The organism is Rhodococcus sp. WS3, assembly GCF_003797085.1.
Classification (GTDB): domain Bacteria; phylum Actinomycetota; class Actinomycetes; order Mycobacteriales; family Mycobacteriaceae; genus Rhodococcus_F; species Rhodococcus_F globerula.
In genome coordinates this window covers 80,342-98,635 of the sequence record NZ_RKMA01000003.1, presented here as the reverse complement: position 1 = coordinate 98,635, position 18,294 = coordinate 80,342, and the positions used below count along the sequence as shown (strand labels likewise).

Annotated in this window: 20 protein-coding genes; 12 read left to right on the top strand and 8 right to left on the bottom strand. The window is 62.8% G+C overall.

Annotation, left to right across the window (positions count from 1 at the left end; translation table 11 throughout):
- Window positions 1-57 precede the first annotated feature (57 nt).
- Entirely contained in the window at window positions 58-1,272 is a 1,215-nt protein-coding gene (gene glgC / locus EEB13_RS21520) for a glucose-1-phosphate adenylyltransferase (protein WP_033234436.1), read from the top strand.
- Window positions 1,273-1,279: 7 nt separating this feature from the next.
- Here glgC and EEB13_RS21515 read toward each other — a convergent pair whose 3' ends face one another.
- Entirely contained in the window at window positions 1,280-1,915 is a 636-nt protein-coding gene (locus tag EEB13_RS21515; RefSeq protein WP_045069498.1) for an O-methyltransferase, read from the bottom strand.
- A 300-nt stretch (window positions 1,916-2,215) separates the two neighbouring features.
- Here EEB13_RS21515 and sigE point away from each other — a divergent pair, with 300 nt between their 5' ends.
- The 4 genes from sigE (at window position 2,216) to tatB (ending at window position 5,283) form a co-directional block, all read left to right on the top strand.
- The gene (gene sigE, locus EEB13_RS21510) at window positions 2,216-2,815 is read left to right on the top strand and encodes an RNA polymerase sigma factor SigE (RefSeq protein ID WP_033234434.1); all 600 of its coding nucleotides are present in this window, start codon (window positions 2,216-2,218) and stop codon (window positions 2,813-2,815) included.
- A 34-nt stretch (window positions 2,816-2,849) separates the two neighbouring features.
- Window positions 2,850-3,185, top strand: coding sequence for a hypothetical protein (locus EEB13_RS21505; RefSeq protein ID WP_033234600.1), 336 nt, complete (start codon window positions 2,850-2,852; stop codon window positions 3,183-3,185).
- A gap of 90 nt (window positions 3,186-3,275) precedes the next feature.
- The gene (locus EEB13_RS21500; protein ID WP_095888539.1) at window positions 3,276-4,775 is read left to right on the top strand and encodes a S1C family serine protease; all 1,500 of its coding nucleotides are present in this window, start codon (window positions 3,276-3,278) and stop codon (window positions 4,773-4,775) included.
- A 73-nt stretch (window positions 4,776-4,848) separates the two neighbouring features.
- Complete coding sequence (gene tatB, locus EEB13_RS21495; protein ID WP_033234432.1) at window positions 4,849-5,283, top strand: Sec-independent protein translocase protein TatB; 435 nt, start codon at window positions 4,849-4,851, stop codon at window positions 5,281-5,283.
- A gap of 10 nt (window positions 5,284-5,293) precedes the next feature.
- Here tatB and EEB13_RS21490 read toward each other — a convergent pair whose 3' ends face one another.
- The 5 genes from EEB13_RS21490 to EEB13_RS21470 all read right to left on the bottom strand — a co-directional run bounded on the left by EEB13_RS21490 (window position 5,294) and on the right by EEB13_RS21470 (window position 10,887).
- The gene (locus EEB13_RS21490; RefSeq protein ID WP_033234431.1) at window positions 5,294-6,430 is read right to left on the bottom strand and encodes an Mrp/NBP35 family ATP-binding protein; all 1,137 of its coding nucleotides are present in this window, start codon (window positions 6,428-6,430) and stop codon (window positions 5,294-5,296) included.
- Between the two features lie 24 nt (window positions 6,431-6,454).
- Complete coding sequence (locus EEB13_RS21485; RefSeq protein ID WP_092807244.1) at window positions 6,455-7,315, bottom strand: lytic transglycosylase domain-containing protein; 861 nt, start codon at window positions 7,313-7,315, stop codon at window positions 6,455-6,457.
- A 171-nt stretch (window positions 7,316-7,486) separates the two neighbouring features.
- Window positions 7,487-8,980, bottom strand: coding sequence for a lytic murein transglycosylase (locus EEB13_RS21480; protein WP_261984612.1), 1,494 nt, complete (start codon window positions 8,978-8,980; stop codon window positions 7,487-7,489).
- 75 nt (window positions 8,981-9,055) lie between these two features.
- The gene (locus EEB13_RS21475; RefSeq protein ID WP_045069506.1) at window positions 9,056-9,604 is read right to left on the bottom strand and encodes a DUF1003 domain-containing protein; all 549 of its coding nucleotides are present in this window, start codon (window positions 9,602-9,604) and stop codon (window positions 9,056-9,058) included.
- Entirely contained in the window at window positions 9,601-10,887 is a 1,287-nt protein-coding gene (locus EEB13_RS21470) for a magnesium transporter MgtE N-terminal domain-containing protein (protein ID WP_141486249.1), read from the bottom strand. The genes EEB13_RS21475 and EEB13_RS21470 overlap by 4 nt, the downstream gene beginning before the upstream one ends.
- A 90-nt stretch (window positions 10,888-10,977) precedes the next feature.
- Between EEB13_RS21470 and EEB13_RS21465 the strand changes: the two genes are divergently transcribed.
- The 4 genes from EEB13_RS21465 to EEB13_RS21450 all read left to right on the top strand — a co-directional run bounded on the left by EEB13_RS21465 (window position 10,978) and on the right by EEB13_RS21450 (window position 14,336).
- Window positions 10,978-11,940, top strand: coding sequence for an HpcH/HpaI aldolase/citrate lyase family protein (locus EEB13_RS21465; protein ID WP_033234427.1), 963 nt, complete (start codon window positions 10,978-10,980; stop codon window positions 11,938-11,940).
- 106 nt (window positions 11,941-12,046) lie between these two features.
- On the top strand, window positions 12,047-12,541 hold the full coding sequence (locus tag EEB13_RS21460) for a general stress protein (RefSeq protein WP_033234426.1): 495 nt from the start codon (window positions 12,047-12,049) through the stop codon (window positions 12,539-12,541).
- 32 nt (window positions 12,542-12,573) lie between these two features.
- Window positions 12,574-13,680, top strand: coding sequence for a winged helix DNA-binding domain-containing protein (locus tag EEB13_RS21455; protein ID WP_187328604.1), 1,107 nt, complete (start codon window positions 12,574-12,576; stop codon window positions 13,678-13,680).
- Window positions 13,681-13,751: 71 nt separating this feature from the next.
- The gene (locus tag EEB13_RS21450; protein WP_033234425.1) at window positions 13,752-14,336 is read left to right on the top strand and encodes a suppressor of fused domain protein; all 585 of its coding nucleotides are present in this window, start codon (window positions 13,752-13,754) and stop codon (window positions 14,334-14,336) included.
- A 36-nt stretch (window positions 14,337-14,372) separates the two neighbouring features.
- Here the strand turns inward: EEB13_RS21450 and EEB13_RS21445 are convergent, their stop codons facing one another.
- Together EEB13_RS21445 and EEB13_RS21440 are read right to left on the bottom strand one after the other, a co-directional pair.
- Window positions 14,373-14,825 carry an SRPBCC family protein gene (locus EEB13_RS21445; RefSeq protein ID WP_141486248.1) on the bottom strand — a complete coding sequence of 151 codons (453 nt, stop codon included), beginning with the start codon at window positions 14,823-14,825 and terminating at the stop codon, window positions 14,373-14,375.
- 136 nt (window positions 14,826-14,961) lie between these two features.
- On the bottom strand, window positions 14,962-16,032 hold the full coding sequence (locus EEB13_RS21440; protein WP_045069510.1) for a magnesium and cobalt transport protein CorA: 1,071 nt from the start codon (window positions 16,030-16,032) through the stop codon (window positions 14,962-14,964).
- 120 nt (window positions 16,033-16,152) lie between these two features.
- Here EEB13_RS21440 and EEB13_RS21435 point away from each other — a divergent pair, with 120 nt between their 5' ends.
- Genes EEB13_RS21435 through EEB13_RS21425 form a run of 3 tightly spaced genes read left to right on the top strand, consistent with a single transcriptional unit; the run spans window position 16,153 to window position 18,026 of the window.
- Window positions 16,153-17,007 (top strand): PHP domain-containing protein, encoded by an 855-nt coding sequence (locus tag EEB13_RS21435; RefSeq protein ID WP_033234423.1) that lies wholly within the window; start codon window positions 16,153-16,155, stop codon window positions 17,005-17,007.
- Window positions 17,007-17,618 (top strand): MarC family protein, encoded by a 612-nt coding sequence (locus tag EEB13_RS21430; protein WP_045069511.1) that lies wholly within the window; start codon window positions 17,007-17,009, stop codon window positions 17,616-17,618. Before EEB13_RS21435 ends, EEB13_RS21430 begins: the two co-directional genes overlap by 1 nt.
- A gap of 3 nt (window positions 17,619-17,621) precedes the next feature.
- Complete coding sequence (locus tag EEB13_RS21425) at window positions 17,622-18,026, top strand: hypothetical protein (protein ID WP_033234421.1); 405 nt, start codon at window positions 17,622-17,624, stop codon at window positions 18,024-18,026.
- Window positions 18,027-18,294 lie beyond the last annotated feature (268 nt).

The following is an 18,294-nucleotide window of genomic DNA, read 5'->3' as shown; positions in this document are numbered from 1 at the left end:
AGAGTGTCGCGGACCGCTTCGCTAGCGGGACTACCGGAGTGCGGATAGGTTAAGCGTGTGAGAAGCCAGCCGCATGTGCTTGGAATCGTCCTCGCCGGGGGCGAGGGCAAACGTCTCTATCCGCTGACGGCGGATAGAGCTAAACCAGCGGTGCCGTTCGGCGGCGCCTATCGACTGATCGACTTCGTGTTGAGCAACCTGGTGAACGCGGGCTATCTGCGTCTCTGTGTGCTCACGCAATACAAGTCGCATTCACTCGACCGACATATATCGCAGACGTGGCGGTTGTCCGGGTTTGCGGGTGAGTACATCACCCCGGTCCCGGCGCAGCAGCGACTCGGGCCGCGCTGGTACACCGGCAGCGCCGACGCAATCCTGCAGTCGCTCAACCTCGTTTACGACGAAGACCCCGAGTACATCGTGGTGTTCGGCGCCGACCACGTGTACCGCATGGACCCCGAGCAGATGGTGCAGCACCACATCGACTCCGGTGCGGGAGTGACCGTCGCAGGTATCCGGGTGCCGCGCAGTGAGGCGTTTGCCTTCGGTTGCATCGACAGCGACGAGTCGGGGCGCATCACGCAGTTCCTCGAGAAGCCGGCTCATCCGCCCGGCACCCCAGACGACCCCAATTCCACCTTTGCCTCCATGGGTAACTACGTGTTCACCACGAAGGTATTGGTCGACGCCATCCGCGCAGACTCCGAGAACTCCGATTCCGATCACGACATGGGCGGCGACATCATCCCCGCCCTCGTCGCAGCCGGCGAAGCCTCGGTATACGACTTCAAGGACAACGTCGTTCCAGGAGCAACCGACCGCGACCGCGGCTACTGGCGCGACGTCGGTACCCTCGACGCCTTCTACGACGCACACATGGACCTCGTCTCCGTCCACCCCATCTTCAACCTGTACAACCGCCGCTGGCCCATCCGCGGCGCCACCGAGAACCTGGCACCGGCCAAGTTCGTGAAGGGCGGCCTCGCTCAGGAGTCGATAGTCGGCGCCGGATCGATCCTGTCCGCCGCCACGGTGCGCAACTCGGTTCTCAGCTCGAACGTGATGATCGAGGACGGCGCCACCGTCGAAGGAAGCGTCCTGATGCCAGGAGTGCGCATCGGTAAGGGAGCAGTCGTGCGCCGAGCCATCCTCGACAAGAACGTTGTTGTCGGTGACGGCGAAATCATCGGCGTCGACCTCGAACGAGACCGCGAACGATTTGCGATCAGCTCCGGTGGAGTCGTCGCAATCGGTAAGGGTGTCTGGATCTAGCTAGAGGCTAGATCTTGCTGGCGCAGAGCAGTCCTTCACCGAGCGGAAGCAACACCCGAACCAGACGCTTGTCGTCCGCGATGGCCTTGGCGGCTTCGCGGACGGCCACCGTCGTGGCATCACGGGCCGACGGGTCTGCGACGCGACCACCCGCAAGAGCGTCGTGCAGCACGATCACACCGCCCGGACGCAGCAACCGGATACCTTCACGCACGTAGTGCGGCTGATCGACCGGGGTGCAATCGACGAAGACCAAGTCGTATCCACCGTCGGCGAGGCGCGGCAACACGTCGAGTGCATTGCCGTTGATCAACCGGGTGCGAGCGGGAGCGATTCCACTTTCACGGAACGTCAATTTGGCTGCGCGCTGATGCTCGGGTTCGCTGTCGATAGTGGTCAGGACACCGTCGTCGCGCATACCGTGCAGCAACCACAGGCTGCTCACACCGGCTCCTGTACCGACCTCGACCGCCGTCCTCGCGCCGAGCATGCGGGCGAACATCGCCAGTGTCGCGCCGACTGCGGGCGTCACGGGTGCGGTGCCGAGGTCCAACGCTCGGTCCCGCGCCGCGGTAAAAATCTCGTCCTCGGAAACAACGTCCTCGACGTGGCGGAGTATCTGTTCGGCGTGGGTCACGCTCATGAGGTTATCGGGCCGGTCGCATTGACGCTGCAAGGCGCGCACCCTGACAGATTCTCAGGAATCCCTCAGCCTCTTCATATGGCATGCACACCGCGGTGCGAGAGGGTATCTACATCGCCGGAAGTGCACGGAACATCCGGCGGCGATGGATGAGCTGATCAAAGGTGATCCGGGAACAAAACGCCTCGGTGTTCGGTTGTTCGAATCATCACGTGAGCTGACCGCGCGGTGCGAAAAGACCAGGAGGATCCACTTATTTTCCAGATCAACGACGAGCCTCGCCCTCGAGAGTCGGAAGTAATGACGACGGAATCGGCTGTGGATTCCGAATTGATCGGTACTGCTGTTTTCGACGCAACGGGTGAGAAGTCGGCCATGCCGTCGTGGGACGAACTCGTCCGCCAACACGGTGACCGCGTGTACCGCCTTGCGTACCGCCTGTCAGGCGACGCGCAGGACGCAGAAGATCTGACCCAGGACACGTTCATTCGTGTGTTCCGTTCCCTCTCCGACTACCAGCCGGGCACGTTCGAAGGCTGGCTGCACCGCATCACGACCAACCTGTTCCTCGACATGGTTCGCCGACGCAACCGCATCCGCATGGAAGCGCTCCCGGAGGACTACGACCGCGTACCGTCAGCCGGTCCGGACCCCGAGCAGATTTACCACGACGCCCGTCTCGACGCCGATCTTCAGGCCGCACTGGACTCCTTGGCACCGGATTTCCGTGCCGCTGTTGTGCTGTGTGACATCGAAGGTCTGTCGTACGAGGAAATCGGTGCCACACTGGGAGTCAAGCTCGGAACGGTTCGGAGCCGTATCCACCGTGGACGACAAGCGATTCGCGATCATCTGGCAGCAGCACAACGCGCCGGTGATTCCGAACGTGTCGGCGTCTGACGGGGGAACGTTGGTCAATCATCTGGAGGGACGAATGACGGAGGCGCGGGCACCCCGCCAGTTCGGTTCGACCGAACACCTGGCAAGTGAGGCAATTGCCGCCTACGTCGACGGAGAACTTCGCATGCAGGCCTATCTTCGGGCCTCACACCACATCTCCCTGTGTGCTGAATGCACGGCTGCGGTCGATGCACAGCAACAGGCCCGTGGTGCGCTCCGGCGGAGCGGCGAGATGACGATGCCACTGTCGCTCGTCGGACTGCTCAGCGCAATTCCGACCTGCACCACCAATACTGCCGATACCTCACCGGGATCGGACGCCGGTTTCGGCGCGATCGGCAAACGCCTTTCACGCCGCTGGCGTAAATGACCTGTCCTTTCGGCCCAGTCAGCGACGCCGTGCATCCGCCGATCAGTGATACTGGAACGCGTGACTGACGGACAGAGGGGGCATTCCGGCGTGGATACCGATACTTCGGCGAACGGTTCGGTTACTTCGGCAAACGGTTCGGTGGATCGACCGGCAGACGCGCCTGTTCTGGAACCCCGCCCGGTGTATCGGCCGCAGATCGATCCGGCGTCGCAGCAGGCATTCAGTAGGCCGAGCGGCGTCGACGGTTCCTTCTCCCAGGCAGCTGCCCGGAGCGTGCAGACGCCCGGTGTTGTAGTCGGTTCGCCCGATCCGGTTCTCGCAGAGGCGTTCGGTCGCCCCGAGGGCGCCACGGAATCCATCGGCCGTGATCCCGAAGCCGACACGGAATCCGAACCCGAAGACGAAGTCCCGAACGACCCGTGGCGTGATCCGGCGTCGTCGGTGGCTCTTGGTTCACCCGCGCAGGAAACCCAACCCGAAAGTTTGCCTCCCGCACCGAAACTCGATGTCCGAGACGTACTGTTCGGGCGTAAGGTCGCGCCATCCGCGCTGGCTGCACTCGCCGGAATGGCACTTGTGATTGCCCTGGTGGGCGGGCTGCTCGCGACGGTGATCACTGCCGACCGAAGTTCCCTCACCAGTTCGCACGTCACGTTGGTGCAATCCGGCGGTGGTGAACAGCCGCAATCCGACGTCGCGAAGGTCGCCGACGCGGTGCTGCCGTCCGTTGTCTCCATCCAAGTTGCCGTCGGGGATCAGGGAAGCACCGGTTCGGGCGTCGTGATCGACGACAAGGGATACATCGTCACCAACAACCACGTGATCTCCTCGGCCGCTCCGCCGGCCCAGAACGCTCGGATCCAGGTCATCTTTTCCGACGGCACCAAGACCGACGCTCAGATTGTCGGCCGCGACGTGAAGACGGACCTCGCGGTACTGAAGGTGTCGGCGAGCAATCTGACGGTTGCACAACTCGGGCGCTCCGAAGACGTTCAGGTGGGTGACGACGTCGTGGCCGTCGGTTCTCCGTTGGGACTGAGTAAGACTGTGACACGCGGAATCGTCAGCGCCCTGAATCGCCCGTTGCGGTTGTCCGGAGAGGGCACCGATACCAACGCGGTGATCGACGCCGTCCAGACGGATGCAGCCATCAACCACGGCAATTCCGGTGGCGCCCTGGTGGATGCGGAAGCCCGCGTCATCGGCATCAACACCGCGATGCTCAGCGAATCGGGCGGTTCCGTCGGTCTCGGTTTTGCGATCCCGATCGACACGGTCACCGAGGTGGCGCAGGCCATCATCCGTGACGGTTCGGTACGCCACCCGGATATCGGCGTCAATGTTCGCACCGTCGTCAACGACGCCACCAGTGGTGCTGCGGTCGCCAATGTCCGTGACGGAAGCCCGGCGCAACAGGCCGGAATCGTCGAGGGTGACGTCATCGTCAAGGTCGGGGACAGGCAAGTGACAGGCGCCGACGAATTTGTTGTGGCGGTCAACGCCGCGTCGATCGGTCAGCCGGTCAACGTCGCGTTGATCCGCGAGGGACGCCAGGTAGACATATCGGTCACGCCGGTTTCGGACTGAGAGAACCTACGAGGTTGCTGTGAGGTTGATCCGGACCTGCGCGCAACAACCGGACACACAGTAGGCTTGCCCTGTGTTTGGCAACATCGGTTGGGGCGAGTTCATGATCCTCCTCGTAGCGGCTCTGGTCATTTTGGGACCTGAGCGGCTTCCGGGCGCGGTCTCCTGGGTTACACGATCACTGAGGCAGGTACGTGAATATGCTTCCGGAGCCCAGAATCAGCTCAAGGAAGAACTGGGCACCGACTTCGAGGATCTGCGTAAACCACTCGCAGATCTGAACAAGCTGCGCGGGATGACCCCGCGCGCTGTGATCACCCAGCATCTTCTCGACGGAGACGACTCCCTCTTCACCGGAGACTTCGACAAGAAGTCCCAAAGCGGTGTCAAGCCCCAGGGCGGCAGCGGTGTGAAGCCCCAGAGTGGCGCTCAGGAACCGATGTCACTCACGAAGGACAAGCCTCTCGCAGCCGGAGAGCGTCCACCGGTCGACCTCGACGCAACCTGAGCGCAACCCGCTACATATTGCGCACAGTGTTGATGCCGAGCGACATTCCGGCGAGTCCGCGCTGACGGACGGCCAACTTGTCCGCGATCTCCGTCAATGCCTTCGCGGCAGCGCTCTCCGGTGCACTCAGCACGATCGGCGTGCCGGCGTCGCCGGCTTCACGAACCGACGGATCGAGCGGAATCTGGCCGAGCAGCGGAACCTTCGCGCCGACTGCCTTGGTGAGGCGATCGGATACCGTCTGGCCGCCGCCCGTTCCGAAGACATCCATGCGGGTGCCGTCCGGCAGTTCGAGCCACGACATGTTCTCGACGACGCCCGCAACACGCTGACGCGTCTGTAGTGCGATGGCACCGGCGCGTTCGGCAACCTCGGCGGCTGCCTGCTGCGGCGTGGTGACCACCAGAATCTCGGCGCTCGGGATGAGCTGGGCCACCGAGATGGCGATGTCACCCGTTCCCGGCGGAAGGTCAAGCAGAAGGATGTCCAGATCGCCCCAGAAGACATCGGCCAGGAACTGCTGCAGCGCGCGGTGCAGCATCGGGCCACGCCATACGACCGGGGTGTTGCCCTGAGTGAACTGGGCGATGGAAATCATCTTCACGTCATGCGCGACGGGCGGCATGATCATCTTTTCGACCTGCGTTGGCTTGGCGTCGGTGCCGAGCATACGAGGGATGGAATGACCGTAGATATCGGCGTCGAGAACACCGACGGACAGGCCGCGTGCTGCTAGTGCCGCCGCGAGATTGACTGTCACACTGGACTTTCCGACGCCACCCTTGCCGGAGGCGACGGCGTACACACGGGTGAGGGAGCCGGGCTGGGCGAAGGGGATCACCGGTTCGGCGGAGTCGCCGCGCAGTGACTTGCGAAGTTCCGTGCGCTGCGCGTCGTCCATCACGTCGAGTTCGACGCGAATGGCACCAACACCGGCGACGTCGGCAACTGCCTTGGTGACGCGCTCGGTGATCTCGGTGCGCATCGGGCACCCTGCGGTGGTGAGGTAGATCCCGATGTCGACGCTGTTGTCTTGCGCGAGCGTGATGTTCCTGACCATCCCCAATTCGGTGATGGGTTTGCGGATCTCAGGGTCGAGAACTCGCGCGAGCGCGGAGCGAACGTCGGACTCGGTCAGTGCGGACATGACTCCATGGTAGGTGTCGGCAGATCAGTGAATGCGAGGCAGGTCCGATGCGGCGGGCACGATGCCGGTGGAGTAACCGGCAGTCCAGGCCAGGACGTTGGCGACATAGGCAGCCGAGTTGTTGTAGCGATGGATTGCTTTGGCAGCCTGCGTGAGGTCCTGCATGTTCAATCCGCCGTCGCACAGGTACTTTCCGGTGGTCAGTGCCGAGTCGAAGAGGTTCTGCGGATCGGAGATGCCGTCACCGTTGCCGTCGCCGGCGTACTGCGTCCACGTGGACGGGATGAACTGCATCGGGCCGACTGCGCGGTCGTAGACGGTGTCGCCGTCGAGTGCGCCGCCGTCGGTGTCCATGATCACGGCCTGGCCGGGGAGGCTGCCGTTGAGGGGCAGTCCGATGACAGGTTCGAAGAGGTTGCCGTTTGCGTCGGCGTCCTTGCCGTCGTGGGCGTGGCCGGATTCGACGCGGCCGATTCCTGCCATCAGGGTCCACTGCATGTTGCAGGTGGGGTTCTCGACAGCGAGGATGCGCTCGGCGTTCTGATAGGCGGCGACGCTCACGCTGGGGATGCCGAGGGCGCCTTCGGCCATCGAAGCGGGCAGTGGGGGTGTGGCCTGGACCGGTGCGAGCGGGGCGGGCTCGGCAACTACCGGCGCTGCGGCCAGGTCGGCGACGGGAAGGATCTGAGCTTGCGGCTCCTGCGTGGCCGGGGTCTCGAGTGACCCCACGGCGGTTTCGGCACTGGCGGCATTGACGAAAGGCATATCGGATGCCGCTCCGGCGGAGTTCGCTGCTGTAACCAAACCGATAGGAATGAGGCCGGAAAGCGCGATGACCGAGTTGCGACGGATGTGCGAATCTGTCTTCTTGTTGTGCCGACCCACTGTTACTGCCTCCTGGACCCCGAAATCGGGGTTTTCCGTTCAATGACGGAATCGAGGCTACCTGATTTGTTGCACTTCCGTTACTCAACCGTGATCTAAGTGGGCAGATCTGTGCCGTCGACGCAGTTCAATCGTGATTTTTCCGGCGCGAGCGTTATCGCGACGTGACCGTTATGCGACGGGCATGAACGGCAAACCCGGCAGCAGTGGTGCGGGCGCGGGCGCGGGTGCCGGTGCGGCAGCGGGTGAGGGCGCCACGGCAGCGGGCGCGGCGTCGGATGTAGTCGCCGGGACGGAGGACGGAGTTGTTGTCGTGGCATCGGTGGTGGGGGCCGGCATGGTCGCCGACGCCTCGGCTGTCGGAACGGCGCACGGCAGGTGGATTCCCGGCTGCAACTGAGCGAGCGCTACGGGATCGGGGAGGATCACGCACATGTCGTCTGGCCACGTCCAGCCTGTCGGCGTCAGAATCGGCCACACGAGGCCGCGTGACGTGAGTACGGGCAGTGGGATGATCGGTCCGGTCGGAGCCTGTGGGGTGGTGGCAGGACCGGGCGCGGCGGGTGAGGCCAGCCCGGGTGCTGACGGGTTCGGTGTGGTGGGGAGTACTCCGGGTGGGATCAGCGCTTGGAGATCCGGCGAGAGTGCCGGCATGTCAGGCAGGCCGGGGAGTAGTGGCGCGGGAGTAGCTGCGGCCGTTGCCTGATCGCCGTCCTTCTTCTCGGCCGTCGGATCGACTGCCGCCGCAGCAGCGAGAATGGCCGCAGTCGACGTGGCGTCGGAGCTACCGGCGTTGATGCTCCCGGTGTTGATTCCGCCGGTGTACGGCAGCGATCCGGACGGGAGGACTCCACTCTTGTACGCCGTCGACCACATGATGACGTTTGCGGCGTATGCCGCGGAATTGTTGTATCGGAGAACGGCTTTGGTCTCCTGATCGAGGTTGCGGAGATCGAGCCCGCCGCTGCAGAGATATTTGGCCGCCGAGAGTGCCGCGTCGAACACGTTGTTGGGATCGGTAACACCGTCGCCGTTGCCGTCACTGGCGTAGTGCGCCCACGTCGACGGAATGAACTGCATGGGGCCGACGGCGCGGTCGTGGGTCGGGTCGCCGTCGATCAGGCCCTTGTCGGTGTCGGTGATGATCTGGTTGCCGGCCAGGCGGCCGTCCAGCACCGGGCCGAAGATCGGCGTCACAGTGGTGCCGACGGAGGTGGTGCGTCCACCGTTGGCATGGCCCGATTCGATTCGGCCGATGCCGGCCAGAAGATGCCACGGGACGCCGCAGCCTGGTGCCTCCGTCATCATCACCAGTTCCGCGGAGCGGTAGGCGTTGAGGACGATCTCGGGGATGCCAAGTGAGGTCAGGACAACTGTTGCGGCTGCGGGGTCCAGTGCGGTGGTTGCTGCGGTAGTGCTCGGTGGTGCCGATCGTTGCGTTCGCACCGTGCGAGGTGTCGGAAGGAAATCGGGGCTGTCCGCTGCGTTCACGGCGTTACCTGCGAGTGCAATGGGTATCGGTGATCCCGTTGCAGGGGCACTACCTGCGGTAAGGGCTGCCGGTCCGGTGGCCGCGAGTAGGCCCCCCAGTAGCGTGGACGCTGCGATCAATCCTCGTACGCGCACGATTCCCCTTTGCTGGTAGCCCGGGTTCGGAGTACCCACCGATATATATAAGAGTCTGTGACTTACGTTACATATCGGTCTCGGTCTATGCAGCAAAACTCAGTAAACCCTCAGCTAAGAATCCCGGCTGTCGAGACTCTTTTTCGAGGAACCTGATTCGCGATGCTTCTTCTTCTGGGGCGGTTCGTGTTCGGCGGTGAGGAGCAATTTGATCTCGTCGAGTTCGCGTCGCAGATAGTCACGAGTCGCGACTTCGCCGAGGGAGATACGCAGAGCAGCGAGTTCCCGGGCGAGGAACTCTGTGTCGGCTTTGGTCTGTTCGGCGCGAATCCGGTCCTCTTCGAGCGAGACCTTGTCTCGGTTCTCCTGCCGATTCTGGGCCAGGAGGATCAACGGTGCCGCATACGCGGCCTGCGTCGAGAACGCCAGGTTGAGCAGGATGAACGGATAGGGATCCCACTGCAAGCTGACCGCAAAGACATTGAGTGCGATCCAAACGATGACGATGATCGTCTGAATCGCCAGGTAGCGACCCGTGCCGAGGAAACGCGCAATACGCTCGCTGACCCGGCCCACCGCTTCGACATCGAAGTCGATGTGGAACCGCCGACTCCCACGGGGAGTCTCTAGGCGCTGACGGGCGCTGGAAGACCGATCGCTCATCGGACCAACCCCTCGTCGTCGGAATCGTCTTCGCGCCAGTCCTCGGGCAGAAGGTGATCGAGAACGTCGTCGACGGTGACCGCGCCGATCAGGTGGTTCTCGTCGTCCACCACCGGTCCGCACACCAGGTTGTACGTCGCGAAGTATCGCGTCACGACAGCAAGCGAATCGTCGGCGCCGAGACTGGGTAGGTCGCTGTCCAGAATTCCGCCGACCAGGCTCGCCGGCGGTTCACGTAACAACTTCTGCAGATGAACACACCCGAGGTAGCGTCCGGTCGGCGTGGCCGTCGGCGGGCGCACGACAAATACCATGCTGGACAACGCGGGCGTGACGTCGTAATTGCGGGCCCGGGCGAGAGCTTCCGCCACCGTGGTCGACGCCGTCAGCACCACTGGTTCCGGCGTCATCAAACCACCAGCCGTATCGGGGGAGTGTTCGAGGAGTCGGCGCACCGGTTCCGAGTCCTGCGGGTCCATCAACTGCAGCAACGATTCCGCCTCGGTTTCGGGCAACTCGCCCAGTAGGTCGGCGGCGTCGTCCGGGTCCATCGCCTCGAGGAGGTCGGCCGCCCGTTCCACTTCGAGGTGCATGAGGAGATCGGTCTGATCGTCGGCAGGTAGTTCCTGCACGACGTCGGCGAGACGCTCGTCGTCGAGGGCTACGGCTAGCTCGTGTCGGCGCTTTTCCGGAAGTTCACGCATCGCGTTGGCGACGTCGGCCGGACGCATGCCCTCGTACTGCAGCAGCAGGTGGGCGACGCCCTGCCCCGGCAGTGACAGGTCACTCTGGGTAAGGCCGGCAACGTGCTGCCAGTCCACGATGTGGATCGCGGCCCGGCGACCCAGGCGTCCGCGATGGCCACGGACCGCCACCTTCGACACCACCCAATCGCGGGTGCGCCTCGATTCGATACCCAGATCGACAACAACGGCGTCGACGCCGTGGAGTTCGGTCAACTCCGGGTCGTCCACTCGCACATGTGAATCGAGTACCTGTGCAAGAGCGAGAACTTCGCCGGGGCGCTGGGTGAATCGCCGGATACTGACATTGCCGGTCGTCAGTGTGACGGCACCCGGTTCGATCGCGGTGACACGCAACATCGGCACGAAAATGCGTTTGCGCGTGAACATTTCGATCACCAAACCGAGCACCCGCGGTTGCTGGCGTCCGATGCGGACGGTGATCACGACGTCACGCACTCGCCCGATCGACTCACCGTCGGGGCCGAGGACAACCAGGCCGGCCAGCCTGGCTGCAAATACCTTGCCTGCTGCTGCCATGATTGCAAGGCTAATTCCTCACGCGTCATTATCTGCAACAGAGACGCCGAAAACGTACGAGTCGATACCTCTGAAGGGCACTCAAAAGAGATGACATCACGTAACCGATCCCGCCGATCAGTTCTCGCCGTTCCCGGCAGCAGTCGCAAGATGATCGACAAGGCAAAGGGACTGCCGGCCGACGAGATCTTCCTCGACCTCGAAGACGCGGTCGCACCGTTGGCGAAGCAGGCCGCACGCGAAGCCGTCGGTGACGCGCTGGCCGAGGACGGATGGGGCAAGCAGGTCAAGGTGGTTCGGGTGAACGACTGGACCACCGAATGGACGTACGCCGATGTTGTCGAGGTTGTCGGCCGGGCGGGTGCTCACCTCGACGCGATTCTGCTGCCCAAAGTTCCCGATGCGAGCCACGTGCAGGCACTTGATCTGTTGTTGACTCAGGTGGAAAAGGCCAACGGCCTCGAAGTGGGACGAATCGGCATCGAACCCCAGATCGAGAACGCGATCGGCCTGACCAACATCGATGCGATTGCCACGGCCAGCCCGCGGGTCGAGGCGTTGGTCTTCGGGCCGGCAGATTTCATGGCGAGTTTGAACATGCGCACCCTGGTGGTCGGAGAGCAGCCGGACGGCTACGACCGTGGTGACGCCTATCACCACATCCTGATGACCATTCTGATGGCTGCGCGGGCGCACGGGGTTCAGGCCATCGACGGTCCGTACCTCCAGATTCGTGACGTCGAGGCGTTCACGCGCAGCGCTGCCCGCACTGCAGCATTGGGTTTCGACGGCAAATGGGTACTGCACCCGACTCAGATCGAAGCGGCCAACGAGGTGTTCAGCCCGAGGCAATCAGATTACGATCGCGCTGAATTGATCTTGGACGCCTACGCATTCCACACCTCCGCGGCCGGCGGTGGGCGGGGAGCCGTGATGCTCGGCGACGAGATGATCGACGAGGCAAGTCGCAAGATGGCGCTGGTGATTTCCGCGAAAGGCCGGGCAGCGGGTATGGCCCGGACAACGGAATTCACTCCACCAGAACACGCCTGATCAGCTGTGGTCGAACAAATCGGGTAGGTAAAGGGCACAATAGGTTTGTATGTCTCGCGTTGTTCAGTCACGGATGACGCGCCCGAAACAAGGAGCACGATCACCCATGTCCAATCCGCTCGCACAATCGCCGAATGGGTCGCGCCGTGGAGCGTTGCCGACACCACCTTCGGGCTGGCCGATCGGGTCGTACCCCACCTACGCGGAGGCGCAGCGCGCCGTCGATTACCTGTCCGATCAGGAATTCTCGGTCCAGGACGTCACCATCGTCGGTGTGAATCTGATGCAGGTCGAACGGGTTCTCGGCCGGCTCACGTGGCCCAAGGTGATCGGCGGCGGTCTGGTGTCCGGCGCGTGGCTGGGCGTGTTCTTCGGCCTTCTCCTGGGTCTCTTCACGACCAGCTTCATCGGGCCACTGATCACGGGCATCGTCGGCGGCATCATCTTCGGCGTGATCACCACAACCATCCCGTACGCAGCGACGCGCGGCCAGCGAGATTTTGCCTCGACCATGCAGTTGGTGGCCGGTCGGTACGACGTGCTGTGTGAGCCGAAGACAGCCGAGGCTGCCCGCGATCTCCTCGCGAAGCTCGCGATCTGATCGGTTCAGTGCACGGTGAGCGCGAGGGAACCGTGACGCGTGTACTGACCGATCGCGCCCTCGGTCGGGCGACCCTTGCGCGTCAGTTCCTGCTGGAGCGGGCTGACGTCACTGCCCTCGCGGCCGTCGAACACCTGGCCGGTCTGCAGGCGCAGGCCCCGACGCCGCCGTACCTTGCTCTGTGGGCCCGTGTCAAAAACTTTGCGGCAGAAGAGTTGTCGACACTGATCGAGCGTCGGCAGGTGGTGCGTCTGGTTGCGATGCGCGGAACGGTATTTGTGATGTCGGCCGCTGATGCCGCATCCTTCCGTGGCACGGTTCAGTCGATTATGGACCGTGATCTGCACACCAACACCGCGCACCGGGCGGCGCTGAGCGGAATGGATCTGGCCGCTCTTGCGCAGGCCGGCCGCGAACTTGTTTCCGAGGGGCCACTTACGCAGATGCAGATGAGGCCGCTTCTGGCCGAACGCTTTCCAGGGCGCTCTCCGGAAGGACTCGCGCACGGGATCAGGGGACTCTTGCCGATGGTCCAGGTACCGCCTCGCGGGTTGTGGGGTAGATCGGGACCGCCCGCGTTGACCACGCTGGAGAGTTGGCTGGGCACAGAGCTGGATTCGACTCCTGTTCCAGACGCCCTGGTGTTGCGCTATCTCGCTGCCTTCGGTCCGGCGAGTGTGAAGGACGCCCAGGCGTGGTCGGGATTAACCAGGCTGGCAGAGGTTTTCGAGCGACTACGTCCGAACCTGATGACGTTCGTGAACGAGAAGGGGACGGAACTGTTCGACCTGCCAGGCGCTCCACGCCCGGACGACGGCACACCACCCGTCCGGATCTTGGCTCCGTTCGACAACATTTTGCTCTCGCATGCGGATCGCTCGCGAATCATGGATGAGCAGTACCGAACTCGGGTCTTCACGGTGAACGGAATAATCAAACCCGCCGTGCTGGTACGAGGGAAGGTTGTGGGATTCGCCGCAGAATCCGCGAAAGGTGATACCGCGCGATTGACGGTGTCACTGTTTTCGCAGCAGTCGAAAACCGCCATGTCATCCATCGAGAGGGAAGCGCGTTCATTGCTGCGATTTCTGCATCCGGCGATCTCCAAGCACGAGATATCCGTCGAAATTCTCACCTAGCAAAACAGGCGTTCTGAAGCGCCCCGGCCTCTGCGCTGCGATCAGCGCCGTGATGGTGCTTAGATGGACGCGTGTCTGACAGTGTTGTGTCCTCCGTCCGCGCGCACCTCGTTGCCAATATCGAGGGGCCGGAGCCGGCTGCGGCCTCGGTGACGTTCCTGGGTGTCGAGCCGCTGGACGTGCTCAGATTCGAATCTCCCGACTCAGTGGTGCACTACGCAACACTGGGGTGCTCGCGGCACCCCATGGGCGATCCGGGTGATCTGGTCGCCGATCCCACACGCGGACCTCGGGCGGAACTGGTGCTCTCGCTGCGCGGCGGCACCGGTATTGCGTCGGGAATCGCACGCACCTTGGCTGTTCTGGCGGCGGCCCCGTCGGTCGAGGGCATCGTGTTGCTCGACGATGCGCTGCTCGACCTCGGGGAGCCCCTGTGGAAGGGCGCAGCTTTTACTGCAGTCCTTCTCAGTGACAGCGGGATTGAAGATCTGACGCTCCCCGAGCCGATGGATCCGGTTCGGTTCCTCGCCGTGGTCCCCATAACCGGAACCGAAGCAGCCTGGGTCCGTCTGCGCGGTGCAGGTGCACTACGTGAAGCCTGGGCTGAGGCGGGCATCGACGTCCGAGATCCGCACCGAGCGGCGGCGTCGCTCTAACTGCCGTGTCGCTCTAACTGCCGTGTCGCTCCGATCTTATTGTGCGGCTTCGTTATCGAGAAGGTCGGCCAGATTCTCCAGGCTGGCCTGCTGGGATCGGCCGAATGCCTTGGTGACAAGCGGGTCTGCCATTCTGCCGAACACTCCGCCAAGGCCACTTTCACTGTCGAGTCGATAGGTGACGCGCGTGCCCTTCTCGACTTCCTCGCACGTAGTGGTCAGCGTGAAAGCGACCGGGCTTTTGACAGACTTCGCCGAAGTTCGCTTGGGCGCATCGTATTCCGTGAACTCGGCGGTCCAGTCGATGCGCTTGCCCAGTATTCGGCTGGCCCCCTGCCAGCGGGTCCCCACTCCTACCGGGCCATCCGTGATCTGCCGGGATTCGACAATCGAGTTGTCCCAGTTCGGCCAATTCTCAGCGGTGCTGAGGTACTGAAAGACTTCCGGAACCGCGCGCGAAACTATTACTGACTGCTCAACTGTAGGCATCGTAGCTCCTCCGAATTTGCTTGTGGCAAGGTATTTTTCGGGTGCGGTGATTTCGATGCGAGGGGCCCGCGGGTACACGTGATGCGTGTTGGTACCCACAACTCATTGTCCGCTTGGACTGTAGCTAAGTACAGAGTTAGAGCCAGTTGTTTCGGCGGAACAGAAAAAACAACCCGACACACACCGATGCGATGAACACCATCACCATCGGATATCCGTATTGCGAGCCCAGTTCCGGCATGTTCTCGAAATTCATGCCGTAGATGCCGGCGATTCCGGTCGGCACCGCCGCGATCGCCACCCACGCCGAAATCTTGCGCATGTCGGTGTTCTGCTGTACCGCGATCTTTGCCAGAGCAGCGTCCACGAGCGAACTCAGTACTTCGTCGTACTCGGAGATGCGTTCGGAGACGATGGTGTGATGGTCTCGGACGTCGCGGAAATAGCGTCTGATCTCTTTGGGGACCAACCCGCCTGCTGGTTGTGTCAGTTGCAGGAGTGGCATGCCGAGCGGGGTGACCGACCGTCGAAGTTCGACGATTTCCCGTTTCAGCAGGTAGATGTGCTCAACCGCCACGCTGTTACGTGGGTTGAACACCAACTCTTCCATGTTGTCGACGTCCTGCTCCACCAGTTGTGTCACCGACAGGTACGTGTCGACGACGTGGTCGGTGATGGCATGGAGAACGGACCACGGTCCCATGGCGAGACGCTCGGGTAGCTGTTCGAGGGCTTTGCGGACACTCGCCAGTTCGGAATGGTCACCGTGCCGAACAGTGACGACAAAGTCCGGACCGACGAACACCATGATCTCGCCGGTCTCCACGATTTCGTTAGCCGTCTCCACGGAATCGTGCGGAACGTAGACAACGGTTCGAAGGACGAGAAACATGACGTCGTCGTAGCGTTCGAGTTTGGGTCGCTCGTGTGCGTGGACGGCATCCTCGACCATCAACTCGTGTAGGCCGAAAGTCTTTGCCACGTCCTGCATTTGGGATTCGTCGGGAGCATGGATCCCAACCCAGACGAATCCCTTTCCGCGTCGGCGCACTTCATCGAGAGCGGCGTTGTGAGTGAACTTTCCCGGGAGCCTGGTGCCGTCCACGTACACAGCACAATCCACAATGGCACGAGCTGCGGGGACGGGAATCCTCGGCAACGGTGGCGGAGCTGATTTGCCGTTCGACCAGTTCGGTAGTGACGGCACTGTGTCTACTCCCTCCGCAGATAGGCGAAGCGCACTATTGCTGCCGCGCAATCGTACGTCAGGATCTCAGGCAATCGACCGGAGCGAGATGGTCTTGCGGATTGCTGACAGACTGGAGCGGTGCGAATAGACCTTCACACCCACTCAAACGCATCAGATGGCACGGACACCCCCGCCGAACTGGTGCGCGCTGCTGCCCACTCCGGACTCGACGTTGTCGCGCTCACCGATCACGACACCACCGCCGGCTGGGCGGAGGCGGAGCGCGCACTGCCTGCCGGGCTCGGACTCGTCCGTGGCATGGAAATGTCGTGTGAAGGCGAAGGTGAGGACGGGTGGCCGGTCGCGGTGCACCTCCTGGCGTACCTGTTCGACCCGGACCACCCCGAGTTCGCCAAGGAACGCGAGCGGCTACGCGGCGAACGGGTCGAAAGAATCCGCACGATGGCGACTCTGATGGCCCGCGACGGGCTGCCGATCGACCCGGACGAAATCCTCGCGTCGGCTGGTCCTTCTGTGGGGCGTCCGCACATCGCAGCGGCTCTGCTGCGGGCCGGCGTGGTCTCGAGCATCGGTGAAGCCTTCAAGGACTTGTTGGCAACCCGCGGGCGCTACGACGTCCCGAAATACGACACGCCGATCGACTACGCCGTTGAACTGGTCGCAGCGGCCGGGGGAGTGACGGTGATCGCTCACGGTCGTGCGCGCACCCGTGGTCGTGTTCTCGCTCTAGGCCACATTCGCGATCTGGCGGCCTCCGGACTCGGCGGACTCGAAGTCGATCACCCGGATCATGCGCCCGCAGATCGGACTCTCCTTCGCGGACTGGCCGGCGAACTCGGCCTCGCGGTGACCGGATCATCGGACTACCACGGAGACAACAAGACGATCGACCTCGGCGACGAGCTCACCGACCCCGCCGACTTCGAGGAATTGATGTCGGCGGCAACAGGCGTCGAGGTGCTGAAACACTGATGTTGGACACGACGCTCTACCTCACGGTTTTCATCACTCTCTTTGTCATCATGGACCCGCCCGGAGTCATTCCGGTGTTCCTGTCCCTGGTCGGCCGCAAGGACCGTGCCGACCGTAATCGCGCGGCGTGGCAGGCCCCGGCAGTGTCACTCGCCGTTATTTCCGTCTTCGCGGTCGGCGGGCAGGCAATCCTCAACTATCTGCACATCGGAATACCCGCGTTGCAGGGCGCCGGCGGATTGCTCCTTCTGCTGATCGCTCTCGAACTACTCACCGGCAAGACGTCCAACCGTCCGCAGGGCGCCGACGACGTCAACGTGGCCCTGGTTCCGCTGGGTACGCCCATGATGGCCGGCCCCGGCGCGATCGCCGCGGTCATCGTCTTTGTCGCCCAGGCAGACGGTGACGCGGCGTCGTACTTTGCGATCGCCTTGGCGATCATCTCGATTCATCTCGTTCTGTTCATAGTGCTGCGATTCTCGACCGCATTGATCCGTGTGCTCGGTGTTGGCGGAATCTCGCTGCTGGCCCGCATCGCAGGTTTGCTGCTTGCCGCCATCGCCGTTCAACTCATCGCGGAGTCCGTCCGCGGATTCATCACGGGAGCGTAGATCGTGACTTACGACAACAACGGTTACGACAACAACAGCTACGACGCATACCGGGACGACAATGCCTACGACAACTCGTACGACTACGACGACCGCTATGACGATTACTACGATGCTCCGGACACCAAGCAGTGGGCGTTGATTCGTGGTCTGCGTGCGCTCAGTGGGACCGTCGCGGCTGGAATCGTTGTTCTCACAGTCGTGGTGATCGCGTCGGCGTATCTGGGAGGCAATCGGGGCTTTCCCGGACCGGGCACCACATCGATCACCGCGCACATCGTGGCGTCGGTAGTGGCGCTGGTCGCACAGATCTTCTGTGACCGTCGCCGCGGCGTTGCCGCAATAGCCGCGTCCGTGGTTGTGCTCGTAACTGCCGGGGTGCTGCTGGTGACGCAGTGGTGGGGTTAGGGACCGAAGGATTTGATTGTGATCGCGCGCAGGTGGCAAACTGGAGGGACTTCGTAGGCGGCGCCACAGCCCGGCCATGAAGAAATTGCATGGATCTGCCAGGGCTCACCCGCCCAACACCATGACGCTTCGGATGTATTGCGGCCAACTTTCTTGCGCACCCGAATGCTCTTCTTCTCTGCAGTTGTTCACGGAAGAAAAGACTCTGACCGTTGCTAACGTTCTGTTTCGGCCGTCAGATCACTACTTCCCAGTAACCCAGCCCCGA